Raw genomic sequence first — 18,771 nt, 5'->3', positions numbered from 1 at the left:
TATCTATCGGGAAAAGATGAAAGCCCCAGTCGAGAGACTGGGGCTTTTTTATGTTTGGTTCGTTTATAAACAGATTGAAAGGCGATAGCTCTTGTACTCAATATGAGCTGTGTTCGTCACTATATATTTTGGAGTCGGGAACGGGTTAAACTTCTGCCGCCACAACTCGCCCACTGAAGTAGTCGTTCGAGACAATGTATTCGGTTGTTCTAGTAAGTTCATCTTGCAGCTGCGCCCAATGGCATCGGTTGAGTTTGCCATCAGAGTTATGAACAGCGGGGACAACACCGCCGACTCGAATACCAAATGGCGTCAGCTCTTTCGCCCAGCTATGGGTAAAGCCGGTAATCATGGAGTTTGCGCTCTCTAAGCCTGAAACATCATGAAAGTCATCGTGAGATATCACATTCACAATCACGCCTTCTTTGTCTTGCTCTCGCAACCTCTCTGCACTGATTTGCCCAAATGCGAAAAGGGTCGATGCCATAGCAGACAGATCATTGATAAAGCTACTGACAGGCTGATCGCCAATTAGACTAGGCATTGGGGAACTTATCCAATTGTTGACCAGAACATCGGGTGTCGTGTTAAAGGTGGCTTGAATAAAATCAAATACGCTGAGAATAGCTTGGCTGTCATTCCCTTCGAGCGTGTAATGGTAAACAGAGTCGGAGAAGCGGGCGCATTGTAAATAAGTCGCCTGAAGTGCTTTTGCGTCTTTATCACAAAGGATGACAGTGGCTCCAAGGTTAACAAAGTGATTCGCAATCGTTCCTCCTAATCGCGAGCCAGCAGATGTTACCAATATAATTGAGCTTTTTATTTCCATCCCAGCACCTAAGCAAATCGTCCATGTTGGATAAGAATGGGTTAAATTTTGTACAGTTGGTGTGAATTGGTTCAAACTAAGGTGTACCCATAGATAACTTTTTATGAACTTTGTGGCAGGTCACATTTTGCAGTAACTTCAAGTGTTGCCCGATATCTCCGGTTTTGATGATGACCAAAGGTGTTGGTTCATATTACCTACATCAATCGTTAGAAAAGCGAGATCGAACAAAGAGTAGTCGAGAATATTGAGCGAGAAAGAGGAAGGCTAAGTAGCAGCTATACTTGCGCCTGAATCTGATACTGACGTTGAGCTGTCGACAGCTCGTTGTAGAGCGTCGCATTTAGTAAATCAGGCAACTGTTTACTTGCCAGTTTGCGTCGGTCATGACCAGAAAGATTTTGATAAACCTCTTCGGGTAAGTCGCCCGTATCTTCAGGCATGAAGGCAAGTGCTTCAGGCTTCAAATAGTGGCTTAGTTTGGCGCTGGCAAGGCTAGCTTGATGAAAGTGATTCGATTGTTGCACTGAAATTTCATACGACGATTGGTTTGAACGCAGTTGTTGCGGCTCTGCTACGCCAAATTGCTTACGTAGACGATCTTCAGTCGTTTCAGTGACGTCAATAGTGTCGATGGGAGTACAATCGCGAACATCATTAGAAAACATAGATAACAGCAACGCGAAATCTGCACGGCGACCTTGCTCAACCGCTTGGCTGATCCCGATGCCGAACTTCAGTTCGTTGATGATTCCTGCTTTGTCTAAAGTATGTATTTGCATGTCGCCTCTCATTGGATACACCTTTAACGGCATGGAGTCGGCAAACTTTAGAGTTTAATTACAGGCAAATAACGAATTTATGTAGGGCGATTGAGAAAGGTAAGAATAGGTTGAAAAGTAGGCTTGATCTGCTAGTTCGTTTCGCAATGTTCGCATTGATTAGAATACGACAGATACAAAAAAGCTCACGCCGAGGCATGAGCTTTCAATAGATAACTCGCTATAAATAGCGCAGCGTAAGTAATAATTACTTAGCTAGGTTCTCTTCTACGAAAGACCAGTTTACTAGGTTCCAGAATGCAGCCATGTAGTCAGGGCGAACATTGCGGAAATCGATGTAGTAAGCGTGTTCCCATAGGTCAACAGTTAGAAGTGGAGTAACACCTTCTTCTGTTAGAGGAGTCGCAGCGTTAGAAGTGTTAACGATGTCTAGAGAACCGTCAGCTTTCTTAACTAACCAAGTCCAAGAAGAACCGAAGTTGTTGATTGCTGAATCAGTGAATTTCGCTTTGAATTCTTCGAAAGAACCGAATGCAGCGTTGATCGCTTCTGCAACAGCGCCAGTTGGTTCGCCGCCTGCTTTAGGAGCAAGACAGTGCCAGTAGAACGTGTGGTTCCAGATTTGAGCAGCGTTATTGAAAACACCACCAGTAGAAGTCTTAACGATCTCTTCTAGTGTTTTGCCTTCAAACTCAGTACCTGGGATAAGACCGTTTAGCTTAACAACGTAAGTGTTGTGGTGCTTACCGTGGTGGAAATCTAGCGTTTCTGCTGAGATGTGTGGTTCTAGCGCGTCTTTCGCGTAAGGAAGAGCCGGTAGTTCAAATGCCATTGCTCAATTCTCCATTGATATGAAAGAGTTAACTCTTTCGATTGCTTCCAGTGATATTATTATTCATGGCTCGCTATACTGCCAACCATGGTAAATTTGCTGACTTGCGATATAGTTTAGCAAGTTTTTACTTTATTAAAAGCTTATTTCATCACTTTTGTGTGAATTGTTAGCTTAGCTTGTTAACCGCTTTTTTTATATGGTTTTTATTCTTTTGGTTTGGGGTAGAATAAAGGCAATAAAAGCCGTAATCCATTAACGAGGAAGCAATGGAAACTATCGATAAAATCAAACAGCAAATTGAAGAAAACACTATTCTACTGTACATGAAAGGTTCTCCTAAGCTACCTAGCTGTGGTTTCTCTTCTCAAGCGTCTCAAGCTCTAATGGCATGTGGCGAAAAATTTGCTTACGTAGATATCCTACAAAACCCTGATATCCGTGCAGAGCTTCCTGCTTACGCACAATGGCCAACTTTCCCACAACTTTGGGTTGAAGGTGAGCTAATCGGTGGTTGTGACATCATTCTTGAGATGTTCCAAAAAGGCGAACTTCAGCCAATCATCAAAGAAGCAGCGGCTAAAGTTGCTGGCGATGACGCTGAATAAGTTCTAGCCTCTGCGCTGAATAGTTAAAATGAGGGGCCTTAATTAGGCTCCTTTTTTGTTTGAATTGATCGAATCATTGACTCGATAAGGAATGAACAATGAACGTAAAACTTCATTATGTGCATGATCCAATGTGCAGCTGGTGTTGGGGTTACAAGCCAACACTTGAGTTATTGAAACAACAATTGCCTGCGAGCATTGAGTTTAACTATGTAGTGGGTGGTTTGGCCCCGGATTCTGATGAGCTAATGTCAGAAGAGATGAAAGGCAAGCTGCAAGCGATTTGGAAGCAAATCGAAGCTAAACTAGGGACTGAGTTTAACCATGAATTTTGGACTGAGTGCCAACCTGTTCGTAGTACTTACCCTGCATGCCGTGCAGTGATCGCTGCTGGTTTTCAAGATCACTACGAAGCAATGCTTGAAGCGATCCAGCACGCTTACTACCTTCGTGCGATGCTGCCTCATAGCCAAGAAACGCATTTGCAGTTAGCTCAAGAGCTAGGGATGAATGTACAACAGTTTGAAAATGACCTTTCTAGTAAGCTCTTGGAAAGCGAGTTAGATGACCAGTTAGGTTTTAAAGAAGCGATGGGTGTGCATTCTTACCCAACCTTAATGCTTGAGGTAAACGGTATCTTTAGTGAAGTTGAATTGGATTACCATTCAACTGAAGCTACGCTCAAGTCTATTCGCGAAATTCTAGTGAATAACGCTCCCGCTGCATAATCCAGCGAGAGCTGTTCATATTGGTGTAATGGTTTCTAAGGCTTATTCGTAGGAGTAAGCCTTTTCTTTTGTTCGATGTAATTCGTTTATTGCGGTGGTAAAGGGTTGAGAGCGTTAAAGAACAAGTGAAGAGGATAGATATTCCAGATACAAAAAAGACCGCACGATGCGGCCTTTGTAATAGATAGCTTAGGGCTCTTTACGACAGAATCGAATTACAGAACCATAGCTGCAATCCAACCGAATACGATCAGTGGGATGTTGTAGTGTAGGAACGTCGGTACCACGGTTTCCCATACGTGCTCGTGTTGACCATCAGCATTAAGACCCGATGTTGGACCTAAGGTTGAGTCAGAAGCTGGAGAGCCAGCATCACCAAGCGCTGCAGCTGTACCTACTAGAGCGATCGTTGCCATAGGTGAGAAACCAAATGCTGCTGCTAATGGGACGTAGATAGTTGCAAGGATTGGAATCGTAGAGAACGAAGAACCGATACCCATAGTTACCAATAGACCAACAACTAGCATAAGTAGCGCTGCTAAAGGTTTGTTGTCGCCGATACTTGTTGAAAGTGCTTCAACCAGAGATTCAACGCCACCCGTTTGCTTCATTACCGCTGCAAAACCTGCCGCTGCAATCATGATGAAACCGATCATTGCCATCATGTGAACGCCTTTGGTGAAGACATCTTGTGTCTCTTTCCAAGCGATTACGCCACCGAAGGTGAATACCATGAAACCCGCTAGAGCACCGATGATCATAGACCCCGTCGACAGTTGAACTGTTAGCGCTGCAACGATACCAGCCGCTGCAACTAGGATGTGCTTCTTGTTGATCTCTTTCACTTCTGTTGAAACAACAGTGTGAGAGGTTTCTTTGTATTGGCGAGGCTTACGGTAAGTAAAGAATACTGCGGTAAGAAGGCCGAAGATCATGCCAGCAGCGGGTAACAACATTGCCATAGGCACTTGGCTTGCTACAACGTTTTCAAGACCATTGTCGTGAAGGTTTTTAAGCAGGATGTTGTTTAGGAAGATGCCGCCAAAACCAATTGGTAACACCATGTAAGGCGTAATCAGGCCAAAAGTAAGTACACACGCAACCAGACGACGGTCTAGGTTCATTTTTGCGAATACGCCTAATAGAGGTGGGATTAAAATTGGGATGAAGGCGATATGCACAGGAATCACGTTTTGCGAAGACATGGTCACTAAGATCAAAGACGCAAGGATGCCGTATTTTAGACCATTAGATGCCGCACTGTTCTCTTTGCCGTGAATGCGCTTAATGACGCTTTGGGCAAGTAGGTCTGTGATACCAGAACGTGAGATAGCAACAGCGAATGTACCAAGCATAGCGTAGCTAAGTGCGATCGTTGCACCGCCGCCTAATCCACTTTCGAAAGCCGCGACTGCGTCGTTCAAGCTCATACCAGAGGCTACGCCACCGATAATTGCGCTGAACGTGAGAGCAACGACTACGTTTACGCGCATCAAAGCTAAAACAAGCATGATGCAAACTGAAATTACAACAGGGTTCATATTATTCTCGGGATGTTGTGTTTTTATGAAGGCAATACGAACGAACGTTTACCGACTCTATTTTTTATTCTTCGTCAATCAAGAGGCCAACCGCCAAGGGCTTTCCATTTGTTTACAATGCCGCAAAATAACTCTGTGGTTTTTTGCGTATCATACAAAGCAGAGTGTGCTTCTTTGTTGTCAAATTCCATCCCTGCAGTGCGGCAAGCTTTAGCCAAAACGGTTTGACCGTAGGCAAGACCACTAAGAGCTGCAGTGTCAAAAGTTGCAAATGGATGGAACGGGACGCGTTTAAGCTTACAACGCTCACTTGCCGCATTAACGAAGTTCAAATCGAATGTAGCGTTGTGAGCGACCATGATTGCACGACTGCAATCTGAAGCTTTTTGTTCTTTTCTCACTAGCTTGTAGATTTCTTTAAGGGCTTCTTGTTCCGACACAGCACCACGTAATGGGCTAAATGGGTCTTTAATTCCGTTAAAGTCTAATGCTGCCTGCTCTATATTTGCGCCTTCAAAAGGCTCAATGTGAAAATGAAGCGTTGATGCAGGGTGCAGATCTCCGTTTTCATCCATTCTTAGTGTAATGGCACAGATTTCTAATAATGCATCGGTTTCAGCGTTAAACCCTGCGGTTTCCACGTCGATGACCACTGGAAAATAGCCACGAAAGCGTTTTTTTAGGGTCAGAGCTTCGTTTTCTACAGTCATGTTAGCCCAAATATGTGTGATTAAGGCTGCATTATTGCAGATAATAGCAGTGATAAAAACTAGGGAAGGGCAATAAATCATAAATTAGCCGACCTATTTCGGCTTGATAATTGCATATTCAAACGTGAGAGAAAAATGCGGCAATTGGCTGCATTGTTAAACAAATTGCTTAAGAGATACTCCACTTTATGAAGAAACAACTCATAACAGGTTCAATGCTATTTTCGCTACTTATGTCGTCATCGGTTCTGGCGCAAGAAAAGCGTTACGGAGCATCTCCTCAACAGTCGACATGGGAGATGGTGGCTAATACGCCACTTGAATGTCGCTTGGTTCACCCAATCCCAAATTTTGGTGATGCTGAGTTCTCATCTCGTGCGAGTAAAAAAATCATTTTAGACTTTGAACTTAAAATGCGCCGCCCGATGGGTGCGACACGTAATGTAAGCTTGATCTCTATGCCGCCAGCTTGGCGACCGGGCGAAAGTGCAGATCGTATGACGACCATAAAGTTCTTCCAACAATTTGATGGCTATGTTGGTGGTCAAACCGCTTGGGGTATGTTGAGTGAGTTGGAGAAAGGGCGTTACCCGACATTCAGCTATCAAGAATGGCAGAGCCGAGATCAGCGAATCGAAGTTGCGCTATCATCGGTATTATTCCAAGAAAAGTACAATGTGTTCAGTGACTGTATCGCCAACTTATTGCCTTATAGCTTCGAAGATATCTCTTTTACTATCTTGCACTACGATCGTAACAGCGATCAGTTGAATAAGTCTTCACGTAAGAGACTCAGCCAGATTGCCGACTATGTTCGCTATAACCAAGACATCGACCTTGTGCTGGTGGCTACATACACCGATTCCGTCGATAGCAAAGGTATTAGCCAGAACCTTTCAGAGCGCAGAGCGGAATCATTAAGAGAGTACTTTAAATCTCTAGGCTTGCCAGAAGACCGTATTCAAGTACAAGGCTATGGTAAGCGTCGTCCAATTGCTGACAACAACTCGCCAATTGGTAAAGACAAAAACCGACGTGTTGTTATCTCTTTAGGTCGCACACAGGTGTAATCTGAACAATAGCTCGTTTTGAAATGACAAAGCCCGTTTTCACTGATGACGGGCTTTTTTATATTTTAAATTTGGAGTCGTTGTTTAAACGTAATTTGTTTAGTTCAAGCGGAAGCGGGCGATCATTTCACAGTTGGTCGCGGTATCGATCTTTTCCACCATAGAAGCAATTTTAGGGTTGGGATGGCGTTTCATGAAGTCGATAAGGGCTTTTTTACAGCAACCAATTGAGTCAATGAAGCTTGAACATTGCGTATTGGGACATTGCGGGATCAGTGTCAGTACTTTTTCTGAAGCCAATTGCAGATACTTGAGTTCATATTCAGTGTCGCCGGCCCAGCGCCAGAATTGCGCAAGATTGTGGCAAGAGATCACTGATATAAGTAGGCGTTCATCGGCCTGAATATCGGTACGTTCAGTAATTTCTTCGCTTAAGTTCAACGCTTGCTGATAGTGAAGAATACTTCGTACAGGATCATCGAGCTGTAATGCCGTATCGGCGAGTAACGTGTGTTTTTCCCATTCGCTAATCATTGTGTTACCTCACTAATCAATAGGGGACTTAATTTAAATGATAATTATTATCATGTAAAGTTTCATCAGTGAGATTGTTAATAATAATTGGTAAAGAATATCGATTATGGGGAGAGTGATAAAAAAGAAGCGAGCATAGTGCTCGCTTCTGTGTTCATTTCATCAGGCGTTCTAGCCTAATCTTGCAAAGGTATTTAGGAATTAACCTTCTAGACCTGCGCTTGCTTGTTTGTTCTGAATCAGCTCTATCATGTAGCCATCAGGGTCTTTCACGAATGCGATGTGAGTAGAGCCGCCTTTTACAGGGCCCGCTTCACGTGTCACATTACCGCCTGCAGCTTTAATCGCATCACACGTTGTATAGATGTCATCCACACCGATAGCAACGTGGCCAAAAGCTGAGCCAAGGTCATATTCAGTCGTACCCCAGTTGTAAGTTAGCTCAATCACAGCGCCTTGAGATTCGTCACCAAAGCCAACGAAAGCCAGCGTGTATTCGTACTCTTTGTTTTCGTTCTTACGTAATAGCTGCATTCCCATTACATTGGTGTAGAACTCGATAGACTTGTCTAGATCACCAACGCGTAGCATGGTGTGTAAAATACGACCGTTTGACATGATTTGCTCCTAGCTTTAACTATGTATACGTTTTTGTAATTCTGTTTTATGCCGCTAGAAAAATGCGGCATTGTTTAGCTTCTTAGCTTCTTAGCTTCTTAGCTTCTTAGCTTAGGGCTAACAGCTTATGAGCTTAGACGTCGGTTTTTTCCTTGAACTCACACAAGTCTTCAATGATACAACTGCCACAGCGTGGTTTACGTGCAACACAGGTGTAACGTCCGTGAAGAATGAGCCAGTGGTGGACATCCAGTTTGAATTCTTTTGGAATGACTTTGAGAAGCTTTGCTTCAACATCGTCGACGGTTTTACCCATAGCTAACTTGGTGCGGTTTGATACACGGTAGATGTGAGTATCAACGGCAATGGTTGGCCAACCGAAGGCGGTATTTAACACTACGTTTGCAGTTTTGCGGCCAACGCCTGGAAGGGCCTCTAATGCAGCGCGATCTTCCGGTACTTCACCATTATGTAGGTCAAGCAGCATGCGACACGTTTTGATGGTGTTTTCTGCTTTTGAGTTAAATAGGCCGATGGTTTTGATGTACTCTTTTAAGCCATCGACACCTAGGTCGAAAATAGCCTGTGGAGTATTAGCCACAGGATAAAGCTTATCAGTGGCTTTGTTGACGCTGACATCGGTTGCCTGCGCAGATAAGAGCACGGCGATCAGCAACTCGAAAGGGCTGTTCCAGTTAAGCTCGGTTTCTGGATTTGGATTGTTTTCTCTCAAACGCTCAAGTATTTCTACTCGTTTTACATTGTTCATAGCGACATTACTTTCAAATAGTTAGGGCTTGAGTTCCGGCGAAGTTCTTTCAAACTTACTCGTTTTAAAATAACAAGTTTCGCAATGGTTCAGGCTTTATCATCGGTTACGCGCTCTTATGAGCGTCATTATTATGTGTACTTGGTCGATCTAATTACCTGCTGAGCGGTTGAGCTACTCAACAGGGTTTAAGCTACTGTAACTTATTAAGCATTGGTAACGCGAGCGCGTTCAATGACTGGTTTTTCTTGTTTAGGCTGTCTAGATTTTGCTTGGTTGTCGATGATATTTTTCAACGCAATCAAGAAACCAACACCAATAAAGGCACCTGGTGGAAGCAGGGCTAGCAAGAAGCTGTTATCAAATTGAAATATCTGGATTCGTAACACCGAAGCCCAATCACCAAGGAGCAGGTCTGCGCCATCAAATAGGGTGCCGTTACCAATAACCTCACGCATCGCACCCAGTACAACCAGTACCGATGTCATACCAAGACCCATCCAGAAACCATCTTGAGCAGCAGGCAGCACTTCGTTTTTAGAAGCGAAGGCCTCAGCTCGGCCAATGATGATACAGTTGGTTACGATCAGTGGGATGAAGATACCCAAAGACAGGTAAAGGCCATACGCGTATGCGTTCATCAGAAGCTGAACACAGGTTACCAGTGATGCAATGATCATTACGAAGACTGGAATACGCACTTCTTTTGGCACGTGGTTACGAACCAGAGAAACAGCAACGTTCGAACCGACCAATACAAGCAGAGTCGCAATACCCAGTCCAAGTGCGTTGGTCACCGTTGAAGACACAGCCAACAAAGGACATAAGCCAAGAAGTTGAACTAGGGCAGGGTTGTTAGCCCACATGCCATTTTTGATTAGTGTTTTATGGTCACTCATTATTCACCACCACAATTTAGAGGTTGAACAAGCAATGCTTGGTTGTTTTGGTTAACGTATTGCACCGCTTGTTTCACTGACTTAACGACCGCTCTTGGCGTAATGGTCGCGCCAGTAAACTGGTCGAAGTCACCACCGTCTTTACGAACCTTCCAACGGTCAAGATTAGAATCCGTCACTTGCTTACCAGCAAATGAGAGAATCCAATCACTCACACGAAGATCAATCTTATCACCCAATCCCGGAGTTTCTTGGTGTGAAAGCACGCGAGTACCTAAAATCGTACCGTCGATTCTCATCCCAACAATGACCTTAATCGCACCGTTGTAGCCATCGGGTGCAATCGCTTCGATCGCAATCGCACTTGGCTCACCATTGAGTTTAGCAATGTAAGCGGGCATCGCTTGTTCAGTGCCCAACTCTTCTGCTTGAACCAGAGTACAGGCTGAAAACAGTTCATTATCGTGCAGATCGTGCGGGATCACTTGGTTAAGCACGGACAGTAATTGAGCCTGTTCTTGCTGCTTGATCTGATCTTTGGTCAGGTAGTGAGTTACCGCGACCAAACCTGTTGAAGCACAAGCAAAAATCGCGAGTACAAGGCCATTTTTCTTAATTGCATTTAGCATGGTATCCGCTCCTTAGTGGCCGTATGTACGAGGTTTGGTGTAGTAGTCAATCAGTGGAACACACATGTTGGCTAACAATACAGCAAACGCCACGCCATCAGGGAAACCACCCCAACTGCGGATGATAAAGACTAAACCGCCGATCAGAGCACCAAACACCAAGCGACCTTTGACTGTCGTGGATGCTGAAACTGGGTCGGTCGCAATGAAAAATGCACCAAGCATGGTTGCGCCAGACAATAAATGAATGGTTGGAGAAGCTGTTTCACCAGGCGTCAGCACTAAGAACACTAAGCTAAACAGCGCAAGGCTAGCAATAAAAGCGACCGGAATATGCCACTGAATCACGCGTTGTTTGATGAGCACCAAGCCGCCGACTAGGTAGGCAAGGTTAACCCATTCCCACCCCACGCCAGCTAACCAGCTGAATTGTGGCTGAGACAGAGCTTCAGAAGCGGTGTTGCCTGCCGTTAATGCGGTTTTGAATGCATCGAGTGGTGTTGCCATCGTGGTGCCATCAATACCAAGACGAGCTTGTTGAAGAGATAAACCCTCATTATTGAAACCGGTAAAGATCATCAAAAATGAGTCAACAAAGCTCGTTGCTTCAGCGGTTAAGCTAGTAGGAGCATTCCAACTGGTCATCTGAACTGGGAATGAGATCAGCAAAACAACGTAAGCCACCATTGCTGGGTTAAACGGGTTTTGTCCAAGGCCGCCATAAAGGTGTTTTGCGATGATGATAGCGAAGAACATACCTATGACTAGAATCCACCACGGAGAGTGTGGGGGAATCGCGACACTGAGTAGCCAAGCGGTAACAACCGCACTGTAATCACGCAATGCCATCACTGGCGGACGTTTTCTCAATAGCATTACGGCTGCTTCAAAGGTAACAGCAAGTGCGATAGCAAATACTAACTGGATGAGCGTACCCCATCCAAAGAAGTAGGTTTGAGCTAGTAGACCTGGCAATGCACAAATAGCCACCCATTTCATGAGATCTGGGGTGCTTCTACGATTGTGTGCGTGCGGTGAGCTGGCGATAAAGAAGGCCACTACTCTTTCTCCTCATTGTTCTTTTTATCTTGCTCTTGCTGCGCTTTTCTTGCTTTAGCACGAGCAATTGCGGCAGCAACGGCTGCTTTCTTAGGATCGACGGGTTCTGATTGAACCTCAGATTCAACCACAGTCTCTTTTTCAACTAAAGGTTCAGCTACAGGTTCGGGAGCGATTTCTTCAGCTTCGACTGGCTTAGCTTGCTGTGCTTTTTTCGCCTTAGCACGAGCTATTGCAGCGGCAACGGCAGCTTTTTTAGGATCGACGGGCTCTGATTGAATTTCAGCTTCAACTTCAATCACTGGCTCAGGAGTTTCTGCTGTTTGGTCTTGCTTAGCTTGCTGTGCTTTCTTGGCTTTAGCACGAGCAATGGCCGCAGCGACAGCATCTTTCTTAGCATCGCCAGAGCTTTTAGCTGGAGCTTCACTTTCGGTTTGAGCTGCTAATTCCGCTTGTTTAGCTTTCTTGGCTTTAGCGCGAGCAATGGCCGCAGCGACGGCATCTTTCTTAGCATCGCCAGAACTTTTAACCGGAGCTTCACTTTCGGTTTGAGTAGCTGATTCCGCTTGTTGAGCTTTCTTGGCTTTAGCACAAGCAATGGCCGCAGCGACTGCGTCTTTCTTGGCATCGCCAGAGCTTTTAGCTGGAGCTTCACTTTCGGTTTGAGCAGCTGATTCTGCTTGTTGAGCCTTCTTCGCTTTAGCACGAGCGATAGCTGCAGCAACGGCGTCTTTCTTAGCGTCGCCAGTACTTTCAACTGGAGCCTCGGAAGCTGAACCTGCTTGTTGTGCTTTCTTCGCTTTAGCGCGAGCTATAGCCGCAGCGACAGCATCTTTCTTAGCATCGCCAGAACTTTTAACCGGAGCTTCACTTTCGGTTTGAGTAGAAGATTCAGCTTGTTGTGCTTTCTTTGCTTTAGCGCGAGCGATAGCTGCAGCGACAGCATCTTTCTTAGCGTCGCCAGAGCTTTCGACTGGAGCTTCAGAAGCTGGTTCCGCTTGTTGTGCTTTCTTAGCTTTAGCACGAGCGATAGCGGCAGCGACAGCATCTTTCTTGCCATCACCAGAGCTTTCATCTGGATCGTCAGCAGCAGCTTGTTGTGCCTTGCGTTCTCGTGCTTGTCGTTTACGTTCTTCACGTAGCTTCGACATTTCAGAGTTGTCTGGTTCAGCGCTATCCGCTTTCTGAGCCGCAGCTTGTTTCGCTTTTGCCTTCGCAATCGCAGCTGCAACCGCAGGTTTCACTGCTGGCTCTTCACTTGGAGCCTGATCAGCAGCGGCTTTTTGTGCTTTAACACGAGCAATCGCAGCAGCAATTGCATCGTCACCGCCGGCTGATTTCATGTCTTTACGACGGTTATCCGCGGCTTTCTTGAAGCGGTTTTCGCGTTCTGCTTTGTCACGCTCCATACGAGCGTTTTTCTCTTCAAAACGAACCTTGGCGCGCTCTGCAGCCGTTGCTTCGTCTTTTCTTGTTTTGATTTCGGCTTTCGCTTGGCGATAGTACTGAACAAGAGGAATCTCACTTGGGCAAACAAACGCACAAGCACCACATTCAATACAGTCTTTAATGTTTAGCTCTTCGCACTTATCCAGCTCATTGGCTTTCGCGTGCCATTGCAGCTGTTGAGGCAGCAGAGAGGCAGGACAAGCTTCGGCACAAGCACTGCATCGAATACATTCCATCTCGTAAGTGCTTGGTGAAATTTCACGACGCGTTGGCGCTAAAATACAGTTCGACGTTTTCGTGATTGGCACATTGGCATGTGGCAAGGTGAAGCCCATCATAGGGCCGCCCAAAATCAAACGCGGCAGCTTTTTATCGGCTTTGTAGCCAAACTCTTCAAGCAACTCATGTACTGGTGTGCCTAAGAGCGCCCAAACGTTACGAGGTTGCTTAAAGGTCTTACCGGTTAAAGTCACAACGCGGTTAATGACAGGTTCGCCGTCGATTACTGCTCTCTTAATTGAGTAGAGAGAGCCAACGTTCTGAACCAAAACACCTATATCCGCAGGGATGCCGCCAGCTGGAACCTCTTTATTGGTGAGGATCTTGATCAGCTGTTTTTCACCACCAGAAGGGTATTTGGTTGGGATAACACGAATGACGATATCTTTGTCTTTCGCGGCAATCTCAAGTGCTTTTATCGCATCTGGCTTGTTGTCTTCAATACCAATCACGGTCAGCTTTGGTTGAAGAATGTGTTCAACCACTTCGATGCCTTTTAGTACTTCGTCGGCATGCTCTTGCAGCAACTTGTCATCAGAGGTGATGTAAGGTTCACATTCCGCAGCGTTGACGATCAAAATGTCGGTACGACCTAAGCCTGATTGAAGTTTCTTAGCCGTAGGGAAGCCTGCGCCGCCCATGCCTGAAATACCAGCTTGGCGAATCACATCAAGCAGTTCATCTGAGGTCTTTGTTGAAAAATCTTCAACTGGGTGTTTTTCAATCCACGTGTCTAAGCCATCAGGTTTAATAACCACGCACATTTCGCTCAAGCCAGAAGGGTGAGCGGTGGTTCGTGGTTCGATAGCGGTAATCACACCCGATGTTGGTGCGTGTACTGGTAACGTAAAACCCGTGTCCAAGGCTGTCAGTTGTTGGCCTTTTAGCACGGTGTCACCCCTAGCAACCAATAAGTTACCTGGCTTACCGATGTGCTGTTTTACCGGAAGAACGATTTCCTCGGGAAGCCTTGCATGAACGATGTCAGTGGTATTGGACTGTTTCTTGTTTTCAGCAGGGTGCACGCCGCCCGGGAAGTTCCAAATAGAGCCCGTGCGAATTTGTTCAATTAAAGAGATCATACTAACCCTACGCCTTAGGCTCTGACGCAGTCGCATCAGTTGCTTGGTTAGTGATATCTGTAACAGGGATGATGTTCATCTGCCATTTCCAATTTTCAGTCGTTGTTGCCACTGGAATCATTTCGATACAGTCAGTAGGGCACGGTGCGACACATAGATCACAACCTGTACATTCATCTTTGATAACTGTGTGTAGTGCCTTGGTGCCACCAACAATGGCGTCAACAGGACAGGCTTGAATACATTTAGTACAGCCGATACACATATCTTCATGAATGAAAGCAACAGTTTTTACTTTGTTATCTAAGTCATGAGCGGAGTCTTCAACTTCTACGCCCATTAAGTCTGCTAGCTTTTCAATGGTTGCTTGGCCGCCTGGAGGACATTTGTTGATTTTGTCTCCGTTAGCGATCGCCTCTGCGTATGGACGACAACCTGGGTAGCCACATTGGCCACATTGAGTTTGCGGTAAAATAGTATCGATTTGATCAACGATAGGATCGGCTTCTACTTTAAAGCGGATAGAAGCAAAGCCTAAAATAGCGCCAAAAACAGCGGCTAAAACGGCTAGCGCAATGATCGCAATTAAAATGGTACTCATGCTTATTTCACCAAACCAGTAAAGCCCATAAATGCCAGAGACATTAGGCCTGCTGTGATCATCGCAATTGATGCGCCTTTGAATGGCATTGGAACATCAGCAACCGCAATACGCTCACGCATCGCAGCAAATAGGATCAGAACAAGAGAGAAACCCACCGCAGCGCCGAAACCATAGATGATCGACTGAATGAAGTTGTGGTTTTCATTGATGTTCAAAAGTGCCACACCTAACACCGCGCAGTTGGTGGTGATAAGAGGCAGAAAGATACCCAACAGGCGATATAGAGTCGGGCTGGTTTTGTGAACGACCATTTCCGTAAATTGAACAACCACCGCGATAACCAAGATAAAACTCATGGTACGCAGGTATTCAATACCCAGAGGGGTAAGGATGTAGGTTTCTACTAGGTATGCAGATACCGACGCTAACGTTAGAACGAAAGTCGTCGCGAGGCCCATGCCAATTGCAGTCTCCAACTTCTTGGAGACTCCCATGAAAGGACATAGCCCTAAAAACTTCACTAGCACAAAGTTATTGACCAGCACTGTGCCAACCAACAACAAAAGGTATTCGGTCATAATGGATTAATTCTTGAGATTCCGATCCCGATATTATCCTGTTTTGCTCACCTAATAACAACCAAGGATCACTAGGGATTTAGACACTTGGTGAAAAAAACATCAGGTAATCGATTGATTACCAAAGCTGCAGTAAGTATAGACATAGATTTTGACGGTGTGAGCGTGCAGCGGTATATCACAATGATCTTTGTCTGATCATTTGAGTACTCAGTGATTTCACTTTTGTCTTCGGCCAAAAGGTCGAAATTGGTTGAAGTAAATAGCGAACTTTTGAGTCAATTGATTGTTGCTAACTCAGGGCTGTTGCTCGGTTGCTTAGAGGGCTTTTAGGAAAGTGAGTACGTTAAAACGCAAAAAGCCGCATCGGTTGATGCGGCTTCTTTAAATTTGGCCCCCTTGTCGAGACTTGAACGCGGGCGGGTAGCACGGTCCGACGATTCGGGTGTGACATTAACTTGGAACAAGTTAGTCGCAGTTATATACGAAAAAAGCCCAATCTTTCGATTGAGCTTTTTTCTGAATTTGGCTCCCCTTGCAAGACTTGAACTTGCGACATACGGATTAACAGTCCGCCGTTCTACCAACTGAACTAAAGGGGAATTGCTTGTTAGCGACGCGAATTCTAATAAGACTCCTATTTTCTGTCAATAAAAAATAGCAGAAAAAAATAAGATAAAAAACTTTACTTTCTTGAACGCCTTATCAGATTTAGCTTTGCTTTAGTTATCCACCAAAATTGTGGATAAGTATGTGCGTGAAACTTTAACAACAATAATTGGGATAAATCTGAAAATGTTAAAATCTGCGGTAACGTGATGTATTTAAAAGTTTTATATCGAAACATTACGATTGTATAACTTTTTGAGATTATAAAATAAACAGTAAAACAAGTGCTATTTTTAGATTTTTTGGGGAAAAGTAGTGGATTAAAAATCGAGTAATTTAGCTGAAGAGATCTTGCAGGGGCACGGATAATACCAAGTTCCAAAAATAAAAGCTATAACTGATATCTAATCTTAAGATGCATTTCTCTAGATAATAGTTGCAACGACACTCCTCCTAGAGTGACAATGACCTGATTAAATAAACAGTATGGAAATGGCGACCTATGAGTAAACTCTTTGACTTGGTATCGGACTACAGTCCGTCCGGTGACCAGCCGACGGCAATTACCAAATTATTAGATGGACTAGATTCTGGTTTGGCGCATCAAACTCTATTAGGGGTAACGGGCTCAGGTAAAACCTTTACGCTTGCCAATGTCATTTCCCAATCACAAAGACCTGCCATTCTGTTAGCACCGAATAAGACGTTGGCTGCTCAACTTTATGGTGAGATGAAATCCTTCTTTCCAAATAATGCCGTTGAGTACTTCGTATCTTACTACGATTACTACCAGCCTGAAGCGTATGTACCAACCACGGATACGTTCATTGAGAAAGATGCGTCGGTGAATGCTCATATCGAGCAGATGAGACTTTCGGCGACCAAGGCCTTATTAGAGCGAAAAGACGCCATCATTGTGGCTTCTGTATCGGCTATTTATGGTCTTGGTGATCCTAAGTCGTATTTGAAAATGATGCTTCACTTGAGTCGTGGTGAGGTCATGGATCAGCGTGATATTTTGCGCCGTTTGGCGGAGCTACAATATTCAAGAAACGACGTCGCATTTGAACGAGGTCAATTCCGCGTACGTGGTGAAGTGATTGATATCTTCCCGGCTGAATCTGACCAAGATGCCGTGCGAATTGAAATGTTCGATGATGAAGTGGATTGCATCAGTATCTTTGACCCACTAACTGGTGCGGTTAAGCAAAGAGACCTGCCTCGCTTTACGGTTTATCCAAAAACGCACTATGTCACTCCACGAGAGAAAATCCTTGAAGCGATTGAGAAGATTAAGGATGAGTTGCGTGATAGAGCTCAATATTTAAAAGACAATAATAAGCTTCTAGAAGAACAGCGTATCTCTCAAAGAACTCAGTTTGATATCGAGATGATGACCGAGCTGGGCTTCTGTTCTGGTATCGAAAACTATTCACGATACTTGAGTGGCCGTGCTGAAGGGGAAGCGCCTCCGACGTTATTTGATTACTTGCCTGATGATGGTCTGTTGATTATCGATGAGTCACACGTGACCGTGCCGCAAATTGGCGCCATGTATAAAGGTGACCGTTCGCGTAAGGAAACTCTAGTTGAGTTTGGTTTCCGTCTGCCTTCGGCATTGGATAACCGTCCAATGAAGTTTGAAGAATTTGAGTCTATAGCCCCGCAAACGATTTTTGTGTCGGCCACGCCAGGCAATTACGAAATCGAGAAATCAGATGGTGAGATTGCTGATCAAGTGGTGCGTCCTACTGGTTTGTTAGACCCAATTATCGAAGTAAGGCCTGTCGCGACTCAGGTTGATGACCTATTGTCTGAAATCAGAATACGTTCAGTGAAAGAAGAGCGTGTACTTGTCACGACGCTAACTAAGCGAATGGCAGAGGACTTAACTGAATACCTGAGTGAGCATGGCGTTAAAGTTCGTTACTTGCACTCTGATATCGATACCGTTGAACGCGTAGAAATTATCAGAGACCTACGTTTGGGCAAGTTTGACGTGTTAGTGGGCATTAACTTACTTCGAGAAGGTTTGGATATGCCGGAAGTATCGCTGGTGGCGATTCTTGATGCTGATAAAGAGGGCTTCTTACGTTCTGAACGCTCTCTGATCCAAACCATTGGTCGTGCGGCTCGTAACCTTAAAGGTAAAGCGATCTTATACGGTGACTCGATTACTAAGTCGATGAAAAAAGCGATTGATGAAACCGACCGTCGTAGAGAGAAACAGCAGGCTTACAACGAAGAGCAAGGTATTACGCCACAAGCTCTGAAGCGCAACATTAAAGATATCATGGAGTTGGGTGATATCACTAAGTCGAAGCAACAGCGACAATCTAAACAAGTTCCGTTGTCTAAGGTGGCTGAGCCTTCAGAAAGTTATGCAGTGCTTACGCCGCAACAGCTTGATAAAGAGATCAGTAAGTTGGAAGCGGCAATGTATCAGCATGCTCAGAATCTAGAATTTGAATTGGCCGCACAAAAGCGTGATGAAATTGAGCAGCTAAGAAAGCAGTTTATTACCAACAGCTAATCTTACTTTCCATTCGAAGAATTGTTCCC

The 18,771-nt window shown here is 44.9% G+C and carries 18 protein-coding genes and 1 tRNA gene; 4 read left to right on the top strand and 15 right to left on the bottom strand.

What is annotated here, in order from left to right:
* Nucleotides 1-145: 145 nt before the first annotated feature.
* The 3 genes from AB4407_RS00205 to sodB form a co-directional block, all read right to left on the bottom strand.
* Complete coding sequence (locus AB4407_RS00205) at nucleotides 146-829, bottom strand: SDR family oxidoreductase (protein ID WP_372117442.1); 684 nt, start codon at nucleotides 827-829, stop codon at nucleotides 146-148.
* A gap of 278 nt (nucleotides 830-1,107) precedes the next feature.
* Entirely contained in the window at nucleotides 1,108-1,611 is a 504-nt protein-coding gene (locus AB4407_RS00200; protein WP_372117439.1) for a VC2046/SO_2500 family protein, read from the bottom strand.
* Between the two features lie 247 nt (nucleotides 1,612-1,858).
* A complete protein-coding gene (sodB, locus tag AB4407_RS00195) occupies nucleotides 1,859-2,443 on the bottom strand; it encodes a superoxide dismutase [Fe] (RefSeq protein WP_004734050.1) in 585 nt (194 codons plus the stop codon).
* A gap of 269 nt (nucleotides 2,444-2,712) precedes the next feature.
* On the opposite strand from sodB, the gene AB4407_RS00190 reads away from it, so the two are divergent.
* Nucleotides 2,713-3,051, top strand: coding sequence for a Grx4 family monothiol glutaredoxin (locus AB4407_RS00190; RefSeq protein ID WP_004741702.1), 339 nt, complete (start codon nucleotides 2,713-2,715; stop codon nucleotides 3,049-3,051).
* Between the two features lie 98 nt (nucleotides 3,052-3,149).
* On the top strand, nucleotides 3,150-3,779 hold the full coding sequence (locus AB4407_RS00185) for a DsbA family protein (protein WP_372117437.1): 630 nt from the start codon (nucleotides 3,150-3,152) through the stop codon (nucleotides 3,777-3,779).
* 215 nt (nucleotides 3,780-3,994) lie between these two features.
* Here the strand turns inward: AB4407_RS00185 and AB4407_RS00180 are convergent, their stop codons facing one another.
* Together AB4407_RS00180 and rnt are read right to left on the bottom strand one after the other, a co-directional pair.
* Nucleotides 3,995-5,320: a Na+/H+ antiporter family protein gene (locus tag AB4407_RS00180; protein ID WP_372117434.1), complete on the bottom strand. Its 1,326-nt coding sequence runs from the start codon at nucleotides 5,318-5,320 to the stop codon at nucleotides 3,995-3,997.
* Nucleotides 5,321-5,394: 74 nt separating this feature from the next.
* Nucleotides 5,395-6,030, bottom strand: coding sequence for a ribonuclease T (gene rnt, locus AB4407_RS00175; RefSeq protein WP_372117431.1), 636 nt, complete (start codon nucleotides 6,028-6,030; stop codon nucleotides 5,395-5,397).
* A gap of 188 nt (nucleotides 6,031-6,218) precedes the next feature.
* Between rnt and motY the strand changes: the two genes are divergently transcribed.
* On the top strand, nucleotides 6,219-7,100 hold the full coding sequence (motY, locus tag AB4407_RS00170) for a flagellar protein MotY (protein WP_372117428.1): 882 nt from the start codon (nucleotides 6,219-6,221) through the stop codon (nucleotides 7,098-7,100).
* Between the two features lie 99 nt (nucleotides 7,101-7,199).
* On the opposite strand, the gene AB4407_RS00165 is transcribed toward motY, so the two are convergent.
* The 10 genes from AB4407_RS00165 to AB4407_RS00120 all read right to left on the bottom strand — a co-directional run bounded on the left by AB4407_RS00165 (nucleotide 7,200) and on the right by AB4407_RS00120 (nucleotide 16,202).
* Nucleotides 7,200-7,634, bottom strand: coding sequence for a DUF2753 domain-containing protein (locus AB4407_RS00165; RefSeq protein ID WP_004734047.1), 435 nt, complete (start codon nucleotides 7,632-7,634; stop codon nucleotides 7,200-7,202).
* A gap of 201 nt (nucleotides 7,635-7,835) precedes the next feature.
* On the bottom strand, nucleotides 7,836-8,252 hold the full coding sequence (gloA, locus tag AB4407_RS00160) for a lactoylglutathione lyase (protein ID WP_004734046.1): 417 nt from the start codon (nucleotides 8,250-8,252) through the stop codon (nucleotides 7,836-7,838).
* A gap of 133 nt (nucleotides 8,253-8,385) precedes the next feature.
* Nucleotides 8,386-9,021 (bottom strand): endonuclease III, encoded by a 636-nt coding sequence (gene nth, locus AB4407_RS00155; protein ID WP_102281089.1) that lies wholly within the window; start codon nucleotides 9,019-9,021, stop codon nucleotides 8,386-8,388.
* 206 nt (nucleotides 9,022-9,227) lie between these two features.
* A complete protein-coding gene (locus tag AB4407_RS00150; RefSeq protein WP_076656929.1) occupies nucleotides 9,228-9,920 on the bottom strand; it encodes an electron transport complex subunit E in 693 nt (230 codons plus the stop codon).
* Nucleotides 9,920-10,549 carry an electron transport complex subunit RsxG gene (gene rsxG / locus AB4407_RS00145; protein ID WP_372117426.1) on the bottom strand — a complete coding sequence of 210 codons (630 nt, stop codon included), beginning with the start codon at nucleotides 10,547-10,549 and terminating at the stop codon, nucleotides 9,920-9,922. Before rsxG ends, AB4407_RS00150 begins: the two co-directional genes overlap by 1 nt.
* 12 nt (nucleotides 10,550-10,561) lie before the next feature.
* Nucleotides 10,562-11,608, bottom strand: coding sequence for an electron transport complex subunit RsxD (gene rsxD / locus AB4407_RS00140; RefSeq protein ID WP_017105543.1), 1,047 nt, complete (start codon nucleotides 11,606-11,608; stop codon nucleotides 10,562-10,564).
* A complete protein-coding gene (gene rsxC, locus AB4407_RS00135) occupies nucleotides 11,608-14,418 on the bottom strand; it encodes an electron transport complex subunit RsxC (protein ID WP_372117423.1) in 2,811 nt (936 codons plus the stop codon). The genes rsxD and rsxC overlap by 1 nt, the downstream gene beginning before the upstream one ends.
* Nucleotides 14,419-14,425: 7 nt before the next feature.
* Entirely contained in the window at nucleotides 14,426-15,019 is a 594-nt protein-coding gene (gene rsxB, locus AB4407_RS00130; protein WP_004734040.1) for an electron transport complex subunit RsxB, read from the bottom strand.
* A 2-nt stretch (nucleotides 15,020-15,021) separates the two neighbouring features.
* Nucleotides 15,022-15,600 carry an electron transport complex subunit RsxA gene (gene rsxA, locus AB4407_RS00125; protein ID WP_004734039.1) on the bottom strand — a complete coding sequence of 193 codons (579 nt, stop codon included), beginning with the start codon at nucleotides 15,598-15,600 and terminating at the stop codon, nucleotides 15,022-15,024.
* A 526-nt stretch (nucleotides 15,601-16,126) separates the two neighbouring features.
* A tRNA-Asn gene (locus AB4407_RS00120) sits at nucleotides 16,127-16,202 on the bottom strand.
* A gap of 509 nt (nucleotides 16,203-16,711) precedes the next feature.
* On the opposite strand from AB4407_RS00120, the gene uvrB reads away from it, so the two are divergent.
* On the top strand, nucleotides 16,712-18,742 hold the full coding sequence (gene uvrB, locus AB4407_RS00115) for an excinuclease ABC subunit UvrB (RefSeq protein WP_372117420.1): 2,031 nt from the start codon (nucleotides 16,712-16,714) through the stop codon (nucleotides 18,740-18,742).
* Nucleotides 18,743-18,771 lie beyond the last annotated feature (29 nt).

The sequence above is a fragment of the Vibrio sp. 10N.261.46.E11 genome (assembly GCF_041472735.1).
In the GTDB taxonomy this organism is placed as follows: Bacteria; Pseudomonadota; Gammaproteobacteria; order Enterobacterales; family Vibrionaceae; genus Vibrio.
Note: the sequence above shows the minus strand (reverse complement) of the source record. Positions and strands in the feature narration are given on the sequence as shown.

Excerpts from the sequence above, each read along its gene's own strand:
- rsxG (WP_372117426.1), bottom strand. The coding sequence starts at position 10,549 with ATGCTAAATGCAATTAAGAAAAATGGCCTTGTACTCGCGATTTTTGCT.
- uvrB (WP_372117420.1), top strand. The coding sequence starts at position 16,712 with ATGAGTAAACTCTTTGACTTGGTATCGGACTACAGTCCGTCCGGTGAC.
- AB4407_RS00165 (WP_004734047.1), bottom strand. The coding sequence starts at position 7,634 with ATGATTAGCGAATGGGAAAAACACACGTTACTCGCCGATACGGCATTA.
- sodB (WP_004734050.1), bottom strand. The coding sequence starts at position 2,443 with ATGGCATTTGAACTACCGGCTCTTCCTTACGCGAAAGACGCGCTAGAA.
- motY (WP_372117428.1), top strand. The coding sequence starts at position 6,219 with ATGAAGAAACAACTCATAACAGGTTCAATGCTATTTTCGCTACTTATG.
- rnt (WP_372117431.1), bottom strand. The coding sequence starts at position 6,030 with ATGACTGTAGAAAACGAAGCTCTGACCCTAAAAAAACGCTTTCGTGGC.
- rsxC (WP_372117423.1), bottom strand. The coding sequence starts at position 14,418 with ATGATCTCTTTAATTGAACAAATTCGCACGGGCTCTATTTGGAACTTC.
- AB4407_RS00205 (WP_372117442.1), bottom strand. The coding sequence starts at position 829 with ATGGAAATAAAAAGCTCAATTATATTGGTAACATCTGCTGGCTCGCGA.
- AB4407_RS00150 (WP_076656929.1), bottom strand. The coding sequence starts at position 9,920 with ATGAGTGACCATAAAACACTAATCAAAAATGGCATGTGGGCTAACAAC.
- rsxA (WP_004734039.1), bottom strand. The coding sequence starts at position 15,600 with ATGACCGAATACCTTTTGTTGTTGGTTGGCACAGTGCTGGTCAATAAC.
- AB4407_RS00190 (WP_004741702.1), top strand. The coding sequence starts at position 2,713 with ATGGAAACTATCGATAAAATCAAACAGCAAATTGAAGAAAACACTATT.
- AB4407_RS00200 (WP_372117439.1), bottom strand. The coding sequence starts at position 1,611 with ATGCAAATACATACTTTAGACAAAGCAGGAATCATCAACGAACTGAAG.
- nth (WP_102281089.1), bottom strand. The coding sequence starts at position 9,021 with ATGAACAATGTAAAACGAGTAGAAATACTTGAGCGTTTGAGAGAAAAC.
- gloA (WP_004734046.1), bottom strand. The coding sequence starts at position 8,252 with ATGTCAAACGGTCGTATTTTACACACCATGCTACGCGTTGGTGATCTA.
- rsxB (WP_004734040.1), bottom strand. The coding sequence starts at position 15,019 with ATGAGTACCATTTTAATTGCGATCATTGCGCTAGCCGTTTTAGCCGCT.
- AB4407_RS00180 (WP_372117434.1), bottom strand. The coding sequence starts at position 5,320 with ATGAACCCTGTTGTAATTTCAGTTTGCATCATGCTTGTTTTAGCTTTG.
- AB4407_RS00185 (WP_372117437.1), top strand. The coding sequence starts at position 3,150 with ATGAACGTAAAACTTCATTATGTGCATGATCCAATGTGCAGCTGGTGT.